This window comes from Photorhabdus kayaii (assembly GCF_025384895.1).
GTDB classification, from domain to species: domain Bacteria; phylum Pseudomonadota; class Gammaproteobacteria; order Enterobacterales; family Enterobacteriaceae; genus Photorhabdus; species Photorhabdus kayaii.
Genome location: NZ_JAJAFZ010000031.1, coordinates 16,019 through 34,570, shown reverse-complemented (window position 1 = coordinate 34,570; position 18,552 = coordinate 16,019). Strand labels below are relative to the sequence as shown.

Here is an 18,552-nt window from a genome sequence, read left to right as displayed (position 1 = left end):
ATGCACCGCGACGGCAAGGGAGAGAATCCCCGGGAGCATAGGTAACTATGTGACCGGGGTGAGCGAATGCAGCCAACAAAGAGGCAACTTGAAAGATGACGGATATATAAGTTTGTTATTTAAAGCACTGATAACTCATTATCAGTGCTAAATATTTTTATTTTCTAAAGACGCGCATGTGAGCAAATATTGATTTGTATGCATTTGGGATGATTGAAATGAAAATAATGACAAAGATAGCAGGGGCTGGTGTGGTTTTCATTGGGCTTCAAGGGCTTGCTTATGGCGAGGAAAAGCAAGAGAGAAAATCAGATAAGGTGATGAAATTCAGTAGCCTTAAGGTTTCTGGTTCACAGGATGATGCGGAAGTGAGGGCAATGGAAAGGCCCGGTTCATACAGTTCTAAAGGAGAAGATACAAAACTTCAATCAACGGATAGCATATTACGCAGTATGCCAGGGACCTATACGCAAATAGATCCGGGGCAGGGAACCGTGAGTGTGAATATTCGTGGATTAAGTGGATTTGGACGAGTAAATATGATGGTTGATGGTGTTAGCCAGAGTTTTTATGGTACATCACCTACCAGCGTAACCCACGGTAATAGTCTTCAGAGTCAGTTTGGTTCATTAATTGATCCTAACTTTATTGTCGGTGTGGATATTAGCCGGGGACAATCTGATGGTTCAGATAGTGTCAACGCATTAGCAGGTAGTGCTAATTTCCGTACGATTGGTATTGATGATGTGATATTCAGTGGTAATACACTGGGAATACGTACAAAAATGCTCTATGGCGATAATGGCATTGGTCATAATGGCATGATAGCCGTCGCTGGTAAAACTCAGATTTTTAGTTCTGAAGGATCAGTTGGCGCTATGTTGGCCGTCAGTGGACATTCAATTGATGCAAATTATAAAAATGGGGATGGAATATCAAGTGATGAATTTGGTACCAATAAATATTTTAAACAGAAACCAAATTCGCAATTAATGAAATTAAATATTAAGTCAAATGAATTTCATGATATGGAATTAAGTGGTCGATTGTATCACAATAAATTTACCCATCGTCATATTGATAGCGAGGATTTTTATCTGAAATACAACTATAAGCCATTCAGTGAATTGGTTGATGTGAAATTGTTGGTTAGCACTAGTGGAAGTGATCAAATATATAATACTGCACTTAATGCATTGACAAAAAGCAAAACTAAAAATAAGTCAAACGCTATTAATCTCAGTAATATCAGCCGTTTTAATTACGGCGATACAGATTTTGATCTGATATTCGGTGGTAAGTTGATGAAAACTGAATATAGTAAGATGACTGATAGTATTTACTCTGATATAGAAGAGGAAGATGAAGAAAAAAAGAAGGAATATAAAAAGAAAGATGGCGAAGCAAAAGAAAATAATAGTTTCGCACCAAGTGGTAAACAAAATATTGCCAGTATTTATAGCGGATTGAAAATTACTCGTGATATTTACCAAGCTAATATTAATCTTAATTATATTGATTATAGTGTAAAGGGCCATAAACCAGCCTGTGAGCCACGAGTTAACTGTTTCCCGCAAGGTAAAGCCGAATTGAATTTGAAAGAGCGTGGATTTAATCCAAGCTTTCTGCTATCAGCGGAAATCATTCCTGAATTCCAGCCTTTTGTGAGTTATACTCATTCAATGAGAGCGCCGAACGTACAGGAAATCTTCTATGGCAATGAAGGTGGCCCATCAATTAATCCATTCCTGAAAGGAGAAAAATCGGATACTTATCAAATCGGCTTTAATAGTTACCGTCCAGACATGATTGTAAAAGGAGATACTTTCCGTCTGAAGGCAGCCTGGTATCATACTAAGATAAAGAATTACATCAGTAGTGATTTATATGCTCTGTGTAAAGATGGTAGGGTATGCCAATCTTCGAAATTATCAGAAGAAGATTGGAAGCATGTTGACGCAAATTTCGGTATACATATTTATAGCAATAGCATAACTCCGGTAAGAATGCGCGGTTATGAAGTCTCTGCTGATTATGATGCCGGTGTATTTTATAGCAAATTGGCTTATAGTCGACAAAAAACAAGCCAACCGACTTCTATTTCTACATCGATTTTTGGGGCAGATCCTGTATCACAATTACCTGAAAGTTTTATGACTTTGGATACAGGGGTTCGCTTATTAGGCGAAAAACTTCGTATTGGAGCGATAGTTAAATATACCGGTAATTCCTATAAGCTAGATTCAGATCCTTATAATCAGGATAGTGATGGGCGAACGGTGATGGAAAAGGAGAAAAAAATTCCAACAGTGGTCGATTTTTACAGTGATTATAAAATAAATAAAAATGTGCTACTTAAATTCTTGGTACAGAATTTGACAAACAAAAACTATTCTGAAGCACTTAATCGTATGAATAATACGGCTGCATTAATGAATGAATCCATTTCTGCTAATCAAACCGCTCGGGGCCGGACCTATATTGCCGGTGCAGAAATCCGTTTCTGACTTGTAGGAGAAATAAGTGGCAAAGGAAGGCCACTATTTCAGATTTGCAGATCGTTTTTTCCGTTCTTTCTTGATTTTCAACACCTCACTTTCAATCCAGCCATCTTGTAAACGGGTATTCAGGACATCACCAACACGTACCTGTTTGGTTTGTTTTAGTAATTTTCCATCCGATGTTTGACTAATGTTATAACCACGAGCCAGTGTTGCCAAAGGGCTAACGGCTTCCATCCGTGAACAGGAAATGGCAAATTTTTCTCTGGAACGGCTGATTTGCCTTTCAATCGCTTGTCTTAACCGAAAATCTTGTTGCTGAATCTGTTGGCTATACTGGTGGATTTGCGAGTTAGGTTCCACGTACCAGAGCCGTTGCTGTAATTTCTCATAAGCCAGGCTGCTTTGCTTTAAGTGTCGTTGCAAGCTGTCAGTGAGTCGCTGGCGTAAATTGACCAGTAAGTTTTGCTGACGCGCTAGTCGTAAATGAGGGTGTTGTTGCTGTAAACGATGAGATAATAGACTGAAAACACGTTGTTTCTGGGCAAAGAAATAATCCATTGCCATTTCCAATCGCTGTTGTTGCGACTGAATTTGACGTAATAATTCGAGCTGATTACGGCTAACTAACTCAGCAGCCGCTGATGGCGTTGGGGCGCGTAAATCTGCTACAAAATCAGCAATGGTGACATCTGTTTCATGACCGACCGCACTGACTATCGGAATATCACTGTGAAAAATGGCTCTGGCGACACGTTCATCGTTGAAACTCCATAAGTCTTCCAGCGAGCCACCACCGCGCCCAACAATCAATACATCACACTCACGACGCTCATTAGCTAATTCAATAGCCCGGATAATCTGTAATGGTGCTTCTGCGCCCTGAACCGCTGTTGGATAAATGATGATGGGTAATGATGGGTCACGACGCTTTAAAATATTCAAAATATCATGCAGGGCTGCGCCGCTGGTTGAAGTAATGACACCAAGCTGTTGAGCAGGGGATGGCAGGGGCTTCTTGTGGCTTTGGTCAAATAATCCTTCGGCATCAAGTTGTTGTTTCAATAATTCAAACTGTTGCTGTAACAGGCCATCACCGGCGGGTTGCATATTTTCAACAATAAGCTGGTAATCTCCTCTTGGTTCATAAAGCGTGATTGTCGCGCGAACCAAAACTTGCTGACCATTTTGTGGCTTGAATGTTACCCGTTGATTGCTACTGCGAAACATTGCCGCCCGCACTTGGGCACGCTCATCTTTCAGCGTGAAATACCAGTGCCCGGAGGAGGGGTGAGAAAAATTGGATATCTCAGCGCTTAGCCAAATTCTGCCCATTTCCATTTCGAGCAGTTGTCGAACCGTCTGATTAAGACGACTGACAGAAAAAATTCCAGTATTAAAAAGTAGTGACATGTGAGAAAGATCAAATTTCAAAACAATAACTTAATATGCTGATACTAACGTTCATCATGAAGTAAGCAAGAAATTTTTTAATAAAATGCTGGAGGCAACCGATTACGTTCTGTATAATGCCACGGCAATATTTTATCCCTTAAATTTTCAGCAGCTTGGTGAGATATTGCTTATGTTACGAATTAAAAAAGAAGCTTTAACCTTTGATGATGTTCTGTTAGTTCCTGCCCACTCTACTGTTTTACCTAACACTGCTGACCTGTCTACTCAACTGACTTCCTCCATTCGTTTGAAAGTTCCTATGTTGTCTGCCGCTATGGATACCGTCACCGAATCTGGTTTGGCTATTGCGTTGGCTCAGGAAGGTGGAATGGGTTTTATCCATAAAAATATGTCCATTGAGCGTCAGGCAGAAGAAGTTAGTCGAGTCAAAAAACATGAGAGTGGGGTAGTGACAGATCCAGTCACTGTGGCACCTAAAACAACGCTGCGTGAAGTTAAGGAATTGACAGAACGTAATGGTTTTGCGGGTTATCCGGTTGTCACTGAAGGAAATGAGTTGGTTGGTATTATTACTGGCCGTGATGTACGTTTCGTTACCGATTTGGATCAGCCTGTTACTGCGGTAATGACGCCTAAAGAGCGTCTGGTGACAGTAAAAGAAGGTGAAGCCCGTGAAGTTGTGTTGCAGAAAATGCACGAAAAACGTGTCGAAAAAGCGCTGGTAGTTGATGAAAACTTTCATCTACTTGGCATGATCACGGTTAAAGATTTTCAGAAAGCAGAACGTAAACCGAACGCCTGTAAGGATGAACGTGGTCGTTTACGTGTTGGTGCCGCGGTTGGTGCCGGTGCTGGCAATGAAACGCGTATTGATGCATTGGTTGCCGCCGGTATTGATGTTCTGCTTATTGATTCCTCGCATGGTCATTCTGAAGGGGTACTGCAACGTATCCGTGAAACCCGTGCTAAATACCCAAATCTACAAATTATTGGTGGTAACGTGGCGACTGGGGAAGGCGCAAAAGCGCTGGTAGAGGCTGGCGTCAATGCGGTTAAAGTCGGTATTGGTCCCGGTTCTATCTGTACTACCCGTATTGTTACCGGTGTAGGGGTACCACAAATTACGGCTATCTCTGATGCTGTTGAAGCGTTGGAAGGCACCGGTATTCCAGTTATTGCTGATGGTGGTATTCGTTTCTCTGGCGATATTGCTAAAGCCATCGCCGCAGGAGCGTCATGTGTTATGGTGGGTTCTATGCTGGCAGGGACAGAAGAATCACCAGGCGAAATTGAGCTCTACCAAGGACGTTCATTTAAATCTTATCGCGGCATGGGATCATTGGGGGCGATGTCCAAAGGTTCTTCTGATCGATATTTTCAAACTGATAATGCCGCGGACAAACTGGTACCGGAAGGTATTGAAGGCCGTGTTGCCTATAAAGGTTTGCTGAAAAACATTGTCCATCAGCAAATGGGAGGCTTGCGTTCCTGTATGGGGCTGACCGGCTGTGCAACTATTGATGAATTGAGAACCAAAGCAGAATTTGTTCGCATTAGTAATGCCGGTATTCAGGAAAGCCACGTTCACGATGTCACCATTATCAAAGAGTCTCCAAACTACCGGTTAGGTTCGTAATCCATATTTATTGTGGCCCATATAAGGGCCACTTATCTTTTATTTGTTACTTGTTTTTTTGGAATTCACCGCACATGACAACTAATATCCATCAACACCGCATTCTTATCCTTGATTTTGGTTCGCAATATACTCAATTAATTGCTCGCCGTATCCGTGAAATCGGGGTTTATTGTGAACTTTGGGCATGGGATGTCACTGAAGAGCAAATCCGCGAATTCAACCCAAGCGGTATTATTCTTTCCGGTGGTCCGGAAAGTACCACAGCACAAGAAAGTCCACGTGCACCTGAATATGTTTTTAACGCTGGCGTTCCGGTTCTGGGCGTTTGCTATGGCATGCAAACGATGTCAGTACAGTTTGGTGGTAAGGTAGAAGATTCTACTGAGCGTGAATTTGGTTATGCCCAGGTTGAAATTAAAGCGGAGAGTGCATTATTCCGTGGGATTCAAGATTCATTAAATGAGCAAGGTAAACCATTATTGGATGTATGGATGAGTCACGGTGATAAAGTTACTGCAATTCCCGAGGACTTTGTCACTATCGCCAGCACTGATACCTGTCCATTTGCCATCATTGCAAATGAAGAAAAACGTTTTTATGGCGTGCAATTCCACCCGGAAGTCACCCATACCCATCAGGGGCAGCGTATATTGGAACGTTTTGTACTGGATATCTGCCAATGTGAAGCGCTGTGGACGCCTGCTTCTATTATCGAAGATACCGTTGTACGCCTGCGTGAACAGGTTGGTGAGGATCACGTTATTTTGGGGCTGTCCGGTGGTGTTGATTCCTCTGTCACCGCATTGTTACTGCATCGCGCAATTGGTAACCGTCTGACCTGTGTATTTGTTGATAATGGTTTACTGCGTTTGAATGAAGCTGAGCAGGTGATGGAAATGTTTGCCGGCAAATTTGGACTGAATATTATTCATGTCCCAGCAGAAGACCGCTTCCTGACTGCACTGGCTGGCATCAATGATCCGGAAGAGAAACGCAAAACAATCGGTCGTGTATTTGTTGAAGTCTTTGATGAAGAGGCGAGCAAACAGGCTCAGGTTAAATGGCTGGCACAGGGCACTATATATCCAGACGTCATCGAATCAGCGGCATCTGCGACAGGCAAAGCACACGTTATCAAATCTCATCATAACGTAGGTGGTTTGCCGGAAGAGATGAAATTGGGTTTGGTGGAACCGCTAAAAGAGCTGTTTAAAGATGAAGTGCGTAAGATTGGTTTAGAATTGGGATTGCCTTATGACATGTTGAACCGTCATCCATTCCCAGGCCCAGGTTTGGGTGTTCGTGTGTTGGGTGAAGTGAAGAAAGAGTACTGCGATTTGCTACGTTGTGCAGATGCTATTTTCATCGAAGAGCTGCACAAAGCTGATTTGTACAATAAAGTCAGTCAGGCGTTTACCGTATTCTTGCCAGTTCGCTCCGTGGGTGTGATGGGGGATGGTCGTAAATATGACTGGGTTGTTTCGTTGCGAGCAGTAGAAACGATTGATTTTATGACCGCACATTGGGCGCATTTACCATACGATTTCCTAGGCCGGGTTTCTAACCGGATCATCAATGAAGTCAATGGGATATCAAGAGTTGTCTATGATGTCAGCGGCAAACCACCTGCGACGATTGAGTGGGAATGATCCCGAATCCGGCATAGACTGGCACTAAAGTGTTGTGGCGGCTGGATCGACTCGGGCGTAGCCTCGCCGATCTGATGCAGATCGTGGCTGACCTTGAGCAGCGCAGCGGGCAGATTGGTTTTCCATGTGTTCGCGGCACTGGCCGAGTTCGAGCGTGGCTTAATCCGGGAGCGGACGCAGGCCGGGCCTGTGGCTGCAAACCGAAGCTGGACGACCAGCAGGTGCGCGAGATCAAAGCCCTGTTGCGCGATCCCGATATTCAGGTGGCCGAGGTGGCCCGCCGTTATGGCGTGTCCCGAACCACACTTTACAAGCATGTCGGCGTCATCACGCCGCGCCAATGAGGATTTGGGATGACCCAACAACTAGACGCCGCAAACAGCGTGCGCAGCAAGGTTACTCCTAGAGCTGTTGCAGTGCCTGTATGTCCCGTCACGGCAGCGACTGAAGCTTTGGCGACAGAGGGCGGGCTCGAAGCCCGAGGGGCCATTTTCACGCGCTTTGAGGTGGTGGATTTCATTCTCGACTTGGTTGGTTACACAGAGGATCAACCGCTTCACGAAAAGCGGCTTTTGGAGCCGTCATTTGGTGGTGGCGACTTTCTGTTGCCGATCATTGAGCGGCTACTGAGTGCATGGCGGGCAGCAAGGCCGAGCGGTTCCGCGCTCGACGAACTAACCGATGCAATCCGGGCGGTGGAACTGCACCACGAGACCTTTAAGAGCACCAAAGCTGCCGTTGTCGCACTGCTCAGGCGGCAAGGGATCGCTGCGAATGCTGCGGTCACGTTGGCTAGTTACTGGCTGTCGCAAGGCGATTTCCTGCTGGCACCGCTGGAGGGGCAATTTGATTTTGTGGTTGGCAACCCACCCTATGTTCGTCAGGAGTTGATTCCGGCACCGCTGCTTGCAGAATATCGTAGTCGTTACCTGACGATGTATGACCGGGCAGATATCTACATTCCCTTCATTGAGCGGTCTCTGTCGGTTTTGTCGGATGGTGGCAGCCTAGGCTTCATCTGCGCTGATCGCTGGATGAAAAACCGCTATGGCGGGCCACTGCGCAGCCTCGTAGCCGAGCGGTTCCACCTGAAAGTCTATGTCGACATGGTGGATACACCTGCCTTCCACTCCGATGTGATTGCCTACCCAGCAATCACTATCATCAGCCGTGAAGTGCCGAGGCCAACGCGCATCGCTTACCGCCCGGCTATTGACCGTGCGACGCTGACCGCATTGGCAGGTTTGCTCAAAGCACCCTCGCTGCCGAAGGAAGTCGGCCCGGCGCGTGAACTTGCCCAAGTGACCAACGGTTCGGAGCCGTGGTTGCTGGAGTCATTCGACCAGATGGCGGTTATTCGCCGTTTGGAGGGGGACTTTCCCCTGCTGGAAGAGGCCGGGTGTAAGGTCGGGATCGGTGTTGCGACTGGCGCGGACAAAGCGTTTATCGGGGATTTCGACGTGCTCAATGTTGAGCCAGACCGGAAGGTGCCGCTGGTAACAACCAAAGACATCATGACCGGCGAAGTGGAGTGGCGGGGTCTGGGTGTTATCAACCCCTTTGCTGAGCAGGGCGGACTGGTCGATCTTGACGAATATCCCCGTCTGCGGCGCTACCTTGAGGCTCGACGAGAGGTGATCGCTGGGCGTCACTGTGCGCAGAAAGCTCCGGCCAACTGGTATCGCACAATTGACCGCATCACGCCGTCGTTGGCTGCGAGGCCAAAGCTCCTGATTCCAGATATCAAGGGACAGGCGCATATCGTCTATGAAGATGGTGAACTGTATCCTCATCACAACCTCTACTACGTCACGTCAGACGACTGGGATTTACGGGCCTTGCAGGCTGTCCTGCTATCCGCTGTCACTCGTCTGTTTGTGGCGACCTATTCAACGAAAATGCGGGGTGGATTCCTACGCTTCCAAGCGCAGTACCTGCGCCGCATTCGCATTCCGCTCTGGGCTGAAGTGCCAGAACCGCTGCGCCGTGAGTTAGCCGAGGCTGCTATCAAACGGGACTTGCAAGCTTGCAACCGGGCTGTGTTCAGGCTCTACGACCTAAGCCAAGAAGAACGATCTGCCCTCGGGGGAAATGGAGAATAAATGGCGCTCGATCTCGTCGACTACGAACAGAAAGCCCGCGAAGCCGTGAAGGAGTTTTGGGGCAACCGCGAAGCAGCAAGACAAAAACAAATAGAGTCGGGCAAGGCCGACCAAGGTGAACGTGCAGGAGTCACCGCTGGCAAGAACATGGACGGGTTCTTGGCTTTGGTGCTCGACATCATCAAGGCCAATGGGCTAGCCCATGCTGAGATTCACCAGAACCGGGCGATGCTGACCCTGCCCGGATATTTTCGTCCGACTAAACTGTGGGATCTTTTGGTGCTCTACAAGGGACAATTGATCGCAGCCATCGAACTGAAAAGCCAAGTAGGCCCCTCGTTCGGAAACAACTTCAATAATCGAACTGAGGAAGCAATCGGGATGGCTCATGATTTATGGACAGCCTTCCGTGAAGAAGCTTTCGGCAAGCAACCGCGTCCATTTGTAGGGTGGATGATGATGGTTGAGGATGCGCCGGAGTCTCGTAAATCCGTCCGCGACTCGTCGCCACACTTTCCTGTGTTCGAGGAATTCAAGGGTGCGTCATATCTCAAGCGGTATGACCTGCTGTGTCAGCGACTGGTGCAGGAGCAGCTTTACACTACCGCTGCCGTCATCGCGGCGGAGCGCAGCGCGGTGAATACCGGCGATTTCGCGGAACTGTCCTCGATGACCAGCCTCAAGACGTTCGTGGCAGCTTTGGCAGGCCACGTTGCGGCAGAAGCGGCACGGTTGGGCTGAGATAGGAGCACCTATGTCCGATCTTAGCGGGAGTGAACGTCGGAAACTGGAAAGGCTGCTCGGAATGAGCGGCGGGTACGTCCTCAATTTTTCAGACCGAACCTTCGGCGACTTCTTCGTCGAATACCGGGTGGAAATTGATGCCGAACGCTACCGAGTGCGCGGCACGTCGAAGGCTAACCGTATGTGCACCTTCTGGGAGTTGGAGGCGAACTATGTGGTGGGTCGAGTTATCGGCGGTTTGGTCGACTACGCCAGCGAAGGGCAGTGCTTTGGTGACAGCAACCCAGTGCTGATTGACGACTGCCGAAAGATCGCTCAACGGCTTCTCAGTGACCAGCCGGTAGTTGAGCTAGATGCGCTGATAGCCATCGCGGATGAACGAGATTTCGAGGTGGCGGCGGAGCACGTTCGCGAAGCTATCGAGAAAAATCAACCTGAGGGCGGGTTAGATCGGCTTCATACGTTCGTCAACAAGTTCATCCGTGTGACATGTGCGCCTCACGGCATCACGATCACCCGTGACAAGCCGTTGCATAGTGTCTTTGGCGAGTATGTGAAGGCGTTACGTGATGGAGGTCATCTTGAGTCAGTGATGACCGAGCGTATCTTAAAGTCCAGCATCTCGGTGCTTGAAGCCTTTAACGATGTGCGGAACAACAAGAGCTTAGCTCACGACAACCCAATCCTGAATTATGAGGAAAGCCTGTTGATCTTCAATCACGTTGCGGCCTCGGTTCGGTTTATTAAGTCGCTAGAGGCGAGGATAAAAGCTAAAGTGACACAGGAGAAACACGGTGGTTGGGACGAAAGTATCCTTTTCTAGCCGCGATGGCATCGCACGGAACTTGGCTACCAAACCGTGCACTTTGAAAGGAGGGTGGCACCAAATGAAAGATAGATCGCATGATGAGGTCATGGCCGAGCACTTCCGCGCTGATCGACTTATGCAGCGGAGCTGCTTGCCGAAGTCCGTCGCGACGGTGACCCGGCCGAACTGGCCATTCTGTTGCGGCAGATGGCCACGGCCTCGGAGCAGGATGCGAGGTAAGATGCAACCGATGTAGGGCGCAAATTAACCCCTTGATTAGAACGTGGTATTTTTCATGATCTTGTGAGTTCCTGTTGTTGCAATGTGCTGATTTATATGTGTTTTTATTTGTGATATGCACTGTGGATGTTCACTTTAGGTTGTTGTTAAGACTAGGTTTTTTCAGCTTTATTTTGCCCAGAATCTGGACTGGGTTTAATGACAACAAATGGGCTATGTGCACAAATTCCACGACATCTATACCCGTCATCTTTCAAGTTGCCTCTTTGTTGGCTGCACTCACTTCCCCCGGTCACATAGTTAGCTATGCTCCCGAGGATTCGCTCCCTTGCTGTCGCGATGTATCTTGAAATCCATAGGGTATAATCAGCATTGTTTTTTTAGTTGCTCATTCTAACCCTAAGCAAAGGATGGTAAAAAACACCTATTATTAAAGGGGTTTATATCAACAGACATTTATGCGTCATTGACTTACTGTGTGATGGGGCATATGATGACTTCACATACACTTATGACGCACTTAAATATGATATTCATTGAAACTGATATTTTCACTGAGGACTGTAAAGAGTTATTAAGTGGCGATGAATATCGTGAGTTTCAGCAATATCTTGCAGCTAATCCCATAGCTGGAGATGTTATCCAGCGTACTGGCGGGTTGCGTAAAGTCAGGTGGGTCTCTCGTGGTAAGGGAAAGCGTGGTGGTGTACGTATTATTTATTATTACAAGGTGGATGTTTCACATATCCAATTGTTGTTGATTTATAAAAAAGGCACAAAAGACGATCTGAGTGAATCAGAGAAGAAAATCCTGAGAGACTTAAATGAGAGGTGGTAGAGATGGATAGTAAATTATTTGCCAGGCTGACTGAAAGTATGACACAGATGAATGAGATTATTAATAGTGAGCGTGTGCCCTCTCGTGAAATTAATGTTGAGGCGATAAAAGTAAAGAATATTCGCCAAGCGACAGGCTTAAGTCAAACTGGTTTTGCTAAGTTGATTTCCGTTAATGTTGGGACTTTACGCAATTGGGAGCAAGGAAGACGTGAACCAACCGGGCCAGCAAAAGCATTGCTGAAAGCAATAGAAAAAGATCCTATTCATGTTTTAAAAGCGTTGTCTATGTAAATTAATTATTCGTAAGGTATCAAACCTCGTCTCAAGCGGGGTTTTTTCATATCTAGCCGCTTAACTGTGGTTCTTTTATTTTTAACCAATCTGCTCCGACAGTTTTTTTTATAAGTGAAACATGGCAATAAAAGAATTTAAGTGGTGAACTTAGGTACAGGATGTTTGTATTGGGCATAATATCGAATTTCGGTGAAATTGATCTTAATTTATTAAAATATTGTATGAAAATATTCATTATATTTCCTATGTTGTTAGTTATTTCTATTAGTTAAATGATTTATTAACAATGATATTTTATTGGATTTTGATTGAAGAATCATACCTGATAAATAGATTTATGCTATAGAAATATTGCGAGACTCTTCAAAAAAAGGAATGAAAATAATGGAATATAATTTCATTCAAGATAATGATTAATCGTTTATACCGAATGAACTTCAAGATGCTTGAGTCGTCAGATATAAAAACATTTAAATTCAACAACATAATCGTTTTTCAAACATGCACTTTGAAGTATCTTGAGTATATATAGAATTATTAATTAGTATGATTTAAGACGAAAAGTATCAGAATATGCTATAGTGCTGGCTGGTTTTCGCTTATATTTTTGGAATCTTATGTCTTACCAATGTCCCTTATGTCATCAATCTTTATTGCTCATTCGACAGCAATGGCGCTGTGAGAATAATCATCAGTTTGATTGTGCTAAAGAAGGGTATGTTAATCTGATGCCCGTTCAGCATAAAAAATCCAAGGAACCGGGGGATAGCCCGGAGATGATGCAATCAAGAAGAGCATTTTTGGATTCAGGGCATTATCAACCATTACAACAACGGGTTTCGGAATTACTAGAAAAGTATCTGCCAGAAAATGCAGGGAGTTTGCTGGATATAGGATGCGGTGAAGGTTATTACACCGCTGCGGTTGAAGCACAGTTAGGCAAGAGACGTAATCTTAAAATCTATGGGTTAGATGTTGCTAAGATCGCGGTTCGTTATGGCGCTAAGCGCTATCCTGCTGTCAGCTTTTGTGTTGCGTCGAGTCATCGTTTGCCATTTGCCGATAAATCGCTTGCCGGGGTGCTGAGAATTTATGCACCTTGTAAAGCGGAGGAACTGGCAAGGGTGGTTAAGCCACAGGGCATTGTTTTGACAGTCACTCCTGGCCCTCGCCATCTTTATCAGCTCAAAGAGTTGATTTATCAAAATATTCATCTTCATCCATTGAAGGCAGAACCATTGGAAGGATTTGAATTGATAACCGAGCAATCGTTATCTTACCCAATGAAATTAGATGGTGTGCAAGCGTATCATTTATTACAGATGACACCATTTGCCTGGCGAGCAATAGAAGATGTGAAAAAAGAATTGGCAGATAGGGTGCTGTTTGAATGTGAAACTGATTTTATACTGCGGGTCTATCAACGCCTTAATTGATCAAGATTTCAGCCCAAAATATAGCGTTTAACAGATATACCCAATGGATTTCAAGATGGATCGCGACGGCAAGGGAGCGAATCCCCGGGAGCATAGCTAACTATGTGACCGGGGTGAGTGAGTGCAGCCAACAAAGAGGCAACTTGAAAGATGACGGGTATAAATATTTTGGGCTGGTGGCGTTATTTGGCGTACATAAATAATTCGAGATGTTCAAATAAGATATTGAAGCCAATTGCAATTAGAATCAGCCCACCAATAAGTTCAGCGCGTTTGCCTAACCGTGGGCCAATATAACGGCCAATTAACATACCCAATGTTGCCATAATCATTGTCATCATTCCGATAGCCATCGCAGTATGTACGATATTGACTTCAAGGAACGCTAGCCCAATACCAATTGCCATTGCATCCAGGCTGGTGGCAATGGCTGTTGTTATCAACACTATTGAGTTATTACGGCAGGGTGATTCACTCTTTTTTTCCTGATTTGCTTTAAAACTCTCTGTTATCATTCTACAACCTAGAACAAATAACAGCGCGAAAGCAATCCAGTGATCCCATTCCATAATATACTGGCTGGCGTAAAGCCCTATCGACCAGCCAATCAATGGGGTACAGGCTTCTACTAAGCCAAATATCAAACCTGTACGGATTGCTTCACGAAAATGCGGTCTATGTAGTGCGGCCCCTTTACAAATTGCAGCAGCAAAGGCATCCATTGAGAGTGCTAAAGCCAGGATAAGGGTTGCGTACATATTCATTAATATAGCCTCGGTTGGGTGTTTCCATATACATATAATCCACCCCCAACCAATGATGGTGTTATATGCAATGGTCTTGCCAACCGAATTAATAGCTATCCCATTAGGCTATTTTTTTGCTATTTTGAGCAACAATAATGCCTGTTAAGATAGCAATAAGGCTACCCGCACCACGTTTATTTTGTAACGAGCGTGTTGATACGGGCTTTTCAGAGAAATTAACTAAATCGCTTCTCTGAAACAGGCTACTCCCCATGACAATTTAAAAGATAGCACAATAATTCAAAAAGGGAAAATAATATTATTTTTAGGGTTAAGGCAGGATATTGATAATAATTATCATTATCTGTTTTATAGGGAAAATAAAAGTCAGCGTAAGGCTGACTGTTTATTATTTACTTTTTTATTTATTATTTTTTCTTATCTATCTGTTTTCGATGAGAAATTTATAAATTCTTTCTAAATCATCAATTTTGCTTACTGATATATATAATTTCTTGTTTTCTAAACCAATAACCAGAATGCCATCTTCAGATAAATTCATAGTTTTTATCCGGTTATAGGAAATAAAGGTATTTACATAGAAGAAACCGTTATTTTTAAAAAATAATTTAGGCGACCGTATATAGGCAATATAAATAGTCACCAGGATAGTAAACAGCAATAAATATGTGGTTAAACGGCTACCATAAGCAGTAATATTATTATAAACAACAATAAGTATCAGGATAATAAAGATGAGTGCATCAATTTTATGTTTTCTTTTTAGCTTTATTTGTAAGTAAGTTTTCCCTTTTAGAAAATTAACCACGAATTCATCATAAACAGCAAAAGCTAGCATGAGTACGATTAAACCAGCTAATACTATATCATTAAGGCTCATTCCTTATCCTTGCATTGTCATGAAAAAGAAAATATGGGGAGGAGTTCCTCCCCGAATGATATTGTACTAGAGACCAAGGAAACCAAATTTGGCACCAATAATCCCCAGGATAAAGAAACCAATAATGATCCACAGGGCATTGACTTTATGTCGTAATAACCACATACAAGAAAATGTCAGCAAAAGTGGTACCAAGCCTGGCATCAATTGATCGAGGATATTTTGAACCGTGGTTATTGTCTTTTCACCTGTCTGTTGGTTAGGAATTTCTGATACAACCAGTGGGATATTGACTTTCGTCCATTTATTAACTAATGCCCCCATAACAAATAGACCAAGGATTGACGCTCCTTCCGTCATTTTTTGCAAGAAGCCACCACCCATATCTTGAACGATATTGATCCCTTTCTTATAACCATAAGAGATACCTGAATAGAGAACTAACAGGCGTACCAGATTGAATAAGAAAAAGAACAAGACAGGCCCAAGCCAACTGCCACTCATTGCCAGGCCAGCACCCAAAGCAGCAAATACCGGGCGGACTGTCCCCCAGAAAATAGGGTCACCAACACCGGCCAATGGCCCCATCAGACCGACTTTGATACCGTTAATCGCACCATCATCAATCGTTGCGCCATTAGCACGCTGTTCCTCCATTGCCAGAGTGACACCCAGTACAGGTGCGACGACGTAAGGGTGAGTGTTAAAGAATTCGAGGTGGCGTTTGAGTGCCTGTTTACGCTCATCGGTGTTTTCTGGATACAAACGACGAAGAGCTGGCACCATAGAGAAACAGAAACCCAAAGCCTGCATACGTTCAAAGTTCCATGAACCTTGAAATACATTAGAACGGAGAAATACACCACGGATATCACTGGGTGTCAGTTTTTTCTGGTCTGCTGTCTGAGCAGGCGTTTTTGTTGTATCTAACATGTTGCTCATCCTTTTAATCTAATTCGTTATCAAGGTCGTTATTGGTGTGTCCAGGGGTAGCCACTACCTGAGATTTGTTATATTTAGGGCTTAGCTGGATGTACAGCACAGCCATAACAATACCAATAATGCCTAATGCAACTAGGTTAAACTCAGTGAATGCCGCTGTGACGAAACCGAGATAGAAGAAGGGCATTAGGTAACCGGCACGCATCATGTTGATAACCATTGCGTAACCCACAACGACGATCATACCCCCGGCGATGTTCAAGCCATCTGTTACCACTTTTGGAATAGAAGCAAGTAACTGCTGGACTTCGTTGGTACCAACCGATAGTGCAACGATCAGGGCCGGGATGGCGATACGCATAGCCTGGAGCAGTAATGCGGATAGATGGATAAAGCTAATCGCACGCAGGCTGCCACGTTCTGCCGCGTTGTCAGCAGCATGCTGAAAGGCGACTGTGATGGTACGCACAATGATAGTCAGCACTTGCCCTGCTGCTGCCAGTGGAATAGCCAAAGCGATACCTTCACCGATATCACGACCACCCGCGATGACCAGAATCGTTGAGATGATTGATGCTAAGGCCGCATCCGGCGCAATTGCAGCACCGATATTCATCCAGCCAAGAGCGATCATCTCTAGCGTACCACCGATAATGATACCGGTTGTCATGTCACCAAGAATGATCCCGATTAAGGTGCAGGCCACGAGTGGGCGGTGGAATTGAAATTCATCAAGAATGGAATCCATTCCGGCTATACAAGCTACGATGAATATCAATACAATTTGAACAACGGTAATTTCCATTGTTTGTCTCCTGTAACCAAATTAAATTTGGTGAGAAATTTTTGTCATTGAGTGATTTTTGTTGTTGAGTAATAGTTAAATTGCTCTGATCTGATTTTCGTTTTTAACCTTCTGGAGTAGATCCATCATTTGTAAGCGGCTGTCACTAGCAACCTTACGGGCTTCAAGTTCAATGCCTCGTTCGTTTAGTTTTTTGAAGGCTGCAATATCGGTTTCATCAACGGATATTGCGTTGTTAACTTGCGTTTTTCCCTGACGGAAAGCCATTCCACCAATGTTGACAGAAGTGATATCGACACCGTCTTCGATTAAACGCAAAACATCTGTTGGGTTTGTAAACAGCAACATGACACGTTCATTGGCATATTTCGGGTTGTTATAAACGCGAACACATTTTGCAACGTCAACAACGTGAGCACTGAGCCCCGGTGGAGCAACTTGTTTTAGCAAGGTGGTACGGACAGTATCAGCAGCAACTTCATCGCTGACGACAATGATCCGTTTGACATTGGTTTCTTTTGTCCAACGTGTAGCAACCTGACCATGAATGAGGCGGTCATCAATTCGAGCCAGGGCAATTTTCATATGACCACCGGTTGATGGTGCAAATGAAGGTGCCGCAACGGATGCCACGGGCTTGGCTGGTTCAGCTTTTTGAGGTTCTTCTGTTTTCAGGGCCCGGATGCCTTCTTTCCCGGTTTCCAGAGCAACAGAAACCAGTTCTGCCAGAGATGGGTCATCATCTCGACACATAAAGGTTTCAACCAGCATTGGAACGTTAACTCCGGTGATGATCTCATAATCCTCTTTATCTACGGCGATACGGCTAGCCGCGTTGAATGGACTTCCTCCCCATGTATCGACAAGAAATAGTACACCTTGCGCTGTATTAAGCGTTTCCAGTTTACTGTTGTATTTTTCAAATAAGGTATCGGCATTTTCACCAGGAACGAAGTCAATGTAAGAAACATTTTCTTGCTCTCCAATTAACATCTCTGCGGTACGAAGCAGTTGCTCAGCCGCAGCCCCGTGTGTGCCAATCATAATGGCTATACTCACTTGTTTTCCCCTCTGTTAACAATATATACCCGTTATCTTTCAAGTTGCCTCTTTGTTGGCTGCACTCACTCACCTCGGTCACATCGTTATCTATGTTCCCGGGGATTCGCTCCCTTGCCGTCGCGATCCATCTTGAAATCCATTGGGTATCAACGCAGGATTATTACAAAGTTACTGCAATAATTTTGATGAATCATTCCTCCAATAAAAATCTTATTTGTATGAATAGTGACCTTTTATCAATATGATACCTAAATATTTGACTTGATTTAGACTTTATCTCTTATTGACTGAAAAAATCGGCTGTTAGATTAACATTAGAAATACCAGAGGAAAATTGCTGTCAGTCAGAAAAAATGAAATAGATAAAAATGTTAACCACAAAACAATTTAATAAGCTAAAAATTGCAAAATTAATTTATAATTATCT

General features: G+C 44.4%; 19 protein-coding genes. 11 read left to right on the top strand and 8 right to left on the bottom strand.

The window, feature by feature from the left end; genetic code table 11:
* Positions 1-218 precede the first annotated feature (218 nt).
* Complete coding sequence (locus LGZ98_RS12970) at positions 219-2,507, top strand: TonB-dependent receptor domain-containing protein (RefSeq protein WP_262978157.1); 2,289 nt, start codon at positions 219-221, stop codon at positions 2,505-2,507.
* Between the two features lie 33 nt (positions 2,508-2,540).
* On the opposite strand, the gene xseA is transcribed toward LGZ98_RS12970, so the two are convergent.
* Entirely contained in the window at positions 2,541-3,914 is a 1,374-nt protein-coding gene (gene xseA / locus LGZ98_RS12965) for an exodeoxyribonuclease VII large subunit (protein ID WP_262978156.1), read from the bottom strand.
* Positions 3,915-4,086: 172 nt separating this feature from the next.
* On the opposite strand from xseA, the gene guaB reads away from it, so the two are divergent.
* From guaB to LGZ98_RS12935, 6 genes are all read left to right on the top strand, one after another.
* Positions 4,087-5,553 (top strand): IMP dehydrogenase, encoded by a 1,467-nt coding sequence (gene guaB, locus LGZ98_RS12960; protein WP_262978155.1) that lies wholly within the window; start codon positions 4,087-4,089, stop codon positions 5,551-5,553.
* A gap of 74 nt (positions 5,554-5,627) precedes the next feature.
* Positions 5,628-7,205: a glutamine-hydrolyzing GMP synthase gene (guaA, locus tag LGZ98_RS12955; RefSeq protein ID WP_262978154.1), complete on the top strand. Its 1,578-nt coding sequence runs from the start codon at positions 5,628-5,630 to the stop codon at positions 7,203-7,205.
* 206 nt (positions 7,206-7,411) lie between these two features.
* Positions 7,412-7,549, top strand: a complete 138-nt coding sequence (locus LGZ98_RS24270) for a helix-turn-helix domain-containing protein (protein ID WP_434086425.1) — start codon at positions 7,412-7,414, stop codon at positions 7,547-7,549.
* 9 nt (positions 7,550-7,558) lie between these two features.
* Entirely contained in the window at positions 7,559-9,307 is a 1,749-nt protein-coding gene (locus LGZ98_RS12945; protein WP_229015690.1) for an Eco57I restriction-modification methylase domain-containing protein, read from the top strand.
* On the top strand, positions 9,308-10,048 hold the full coding sequence (locus tag LGZ98_RS12940; RefSeq protein ID WP_113041027.1) for a PaeR7I family type II restriction endonuclease: 741 nt from the start codon (positions 9,308-9,310) through the stop codon (positions 10,046-10,048). It abuts the gene before it with no gap.
* 13 nt (positions 10,049-10,061) lie between these two features.
* On the top strand, positions 10,062-10,874 hold the full coding sequence (locus tag LGZ98_RS12935) for an abortive infection family protein (protein WP_262978153.1): 813 nt from the start codon (positions 10,062-10,064) through the stop codon (positions 10,872-10,874).
* Between the two features lie 377 nt (positions 10,875-11,251).
* Here the strand turns inward: LGZ98_RS12935 and LGZ98_RS12925 are convergent, their stop codons facing one another.
* Positions 11,252-11,395, bottom strand: coding sequence for a hypothetical protein (locus LGZ98_RS12925; RefSeq protein ID WP_158536478.1), 144 nt, complete (start codon positions 11,393-11,395; stop codon positions 11,252-11,254).
* Between the two features lie 230 nt (positions 11,396-11,625).
* Between LGZ98_RS12925 and LGZ98_RS12920 the strand changes: the two genes are divergently transcribed.
* The 4 genes from LGZ98_RS12920 (at position 11,626) to LGZ98_RS12905 (ending at position 13,872) form a co-directional block, all read left to right on the top strand.
* A complete protein-coding gene (locus LGZ98_RS12920; RefSeq protein ID WP_113041117.1) occupies positions 11,626-11,937 on the top strand; it encodes a type II toxin-antitoxin system RelE/ParE family toxin in 312 nt (103 codons plus the stop codon).
* A gap of 2 nt (positions 11,938-11,939) precedes the next feature.
* On the top strand, positions 11,940-12,230 hold the full coding sequence (locus LGZ98_RS12915) for a helix-turn-helix domain-containing protein (RefSeq protein ID WP_113041025.1): 291 nt from the start codon (positions 11,940-11,942) through the stop codon (positions 12,228-12,230).
* A 620-nt stretch (positions 12,231-12,850) separates the two neighbouring features.
* Positions 12,851-13,669 (top strand): 23S rRNA (guanine(745)-N(1))-methyltransferase, encoded by an 819-nt coding sequence (gene rlmA / locus LGZ98_RS12910; protein WP_262978152.1) that lies wholly within the window; start codon positions 12,851-12,853, stop codon positions 13,667-13,669.
* Positions 13,666-13,872, top strand: a complete 207-nt coding sequence (locus LGZ98_RS12905; protein WP_146748046.1) for a hypothetical protein — start codon at positions 13,666-13,668, stop codon at positions 13,870-13,872. The genes rlmA and LGZ98_RS12905 overlap by 4 nt, the downstream gene beginning before the upstream one ends.
* Here the strand turns inward: LGZ98_RS12905 and mntP are convergent.
* The 6 genes from mntP to LGZ98_RS12875 all read right to left on the bottom strand — a co-directional run bounded on the left by mntP (position 13,852) and on the right by LGZ98_RS12875 (position 18,204).
* Positions 13,852-14,433: a manganese efflux pump MntP gene (mntP, locus tag LGZ98_RS12900; protein ID WP_146748045.1), complete on the bottom strand. Its 582-nt coding sequence runs from the start codon at positions 14,431-14,433 to the stop codon at positions 13,852-13,854. The two genes, LGZ98_RS12905 and mntP, sit on opposite strands and share 21 nt — an antisense overlap.
* A 424-nt stretch (positions 14,434-14,857) precedes the next feature.
* Entirely contained in the window at positions 14,858-15,316 is a 459-nt protein-coding gene (locus LGZ98_RS12895; RefSeq protein WP_113041021.1) for a DUF986 family protein, read from the bottom strand.
* Positions 15,317-15,382: 66 nt separating this feature from the next.
* Positions 15,383-16,249: a PTS mannose transporter subunit IID gene (locus LGZ98_RS12890; RefSeq protein ID WP_113041020.1), complete on the bottom strand. Its 867-nt coding sequence runs from the start codon at positions 16,247-16,249 to the stop codon at positions 15,383-15,385.
* A 13-nt stretch (positions 16,250-16,262) separates the two neighbouring features.
* Positions 16,263-17,063: a PTS mannose/fructose/sorbose transporter subunit IIC gene (locus LGZ98_RS12885; protein WP_113041019.1), complete on the bottom strand. Its 801-nt coding sequence runs from the start codon at positions 17,061-17,063 to the stop codon at positions 16,263-16,265.
* A 75-nt stretch (positions 17,064-17,138) separates the two neighbouring features.
* Positions 17,139-18,122 carry a PTS mannose transporter subunit IIAB gene (manX, locus tag LGZ98_RS12880; RefSeq protein ID WP_228902834.1) on the bottom strand — a complete coding sequence of 328 codons (984 nt, stop codon included), beginning with the start codon at positions 18,120-18,122 and terminating at the stop codon, positions 17,139-17,141.
* Positions 18,079-18,204, bottom strand: a complete 126-nt coding sequence (locus tag LGZ98_RS12875; RefSeq protein ID WP_262978151.1) for a hypothetical protein — start codon at positions 18,202-18,204, stop codon at positions 18,079-18,081. The genes manX and LGZ98_RS12875 overlap by 44 nt, the downstream gene beginning before the upstream one ends.
* Between the last annotated feature and the right edge of the window lie 348 nt (positions 18,205-18,552).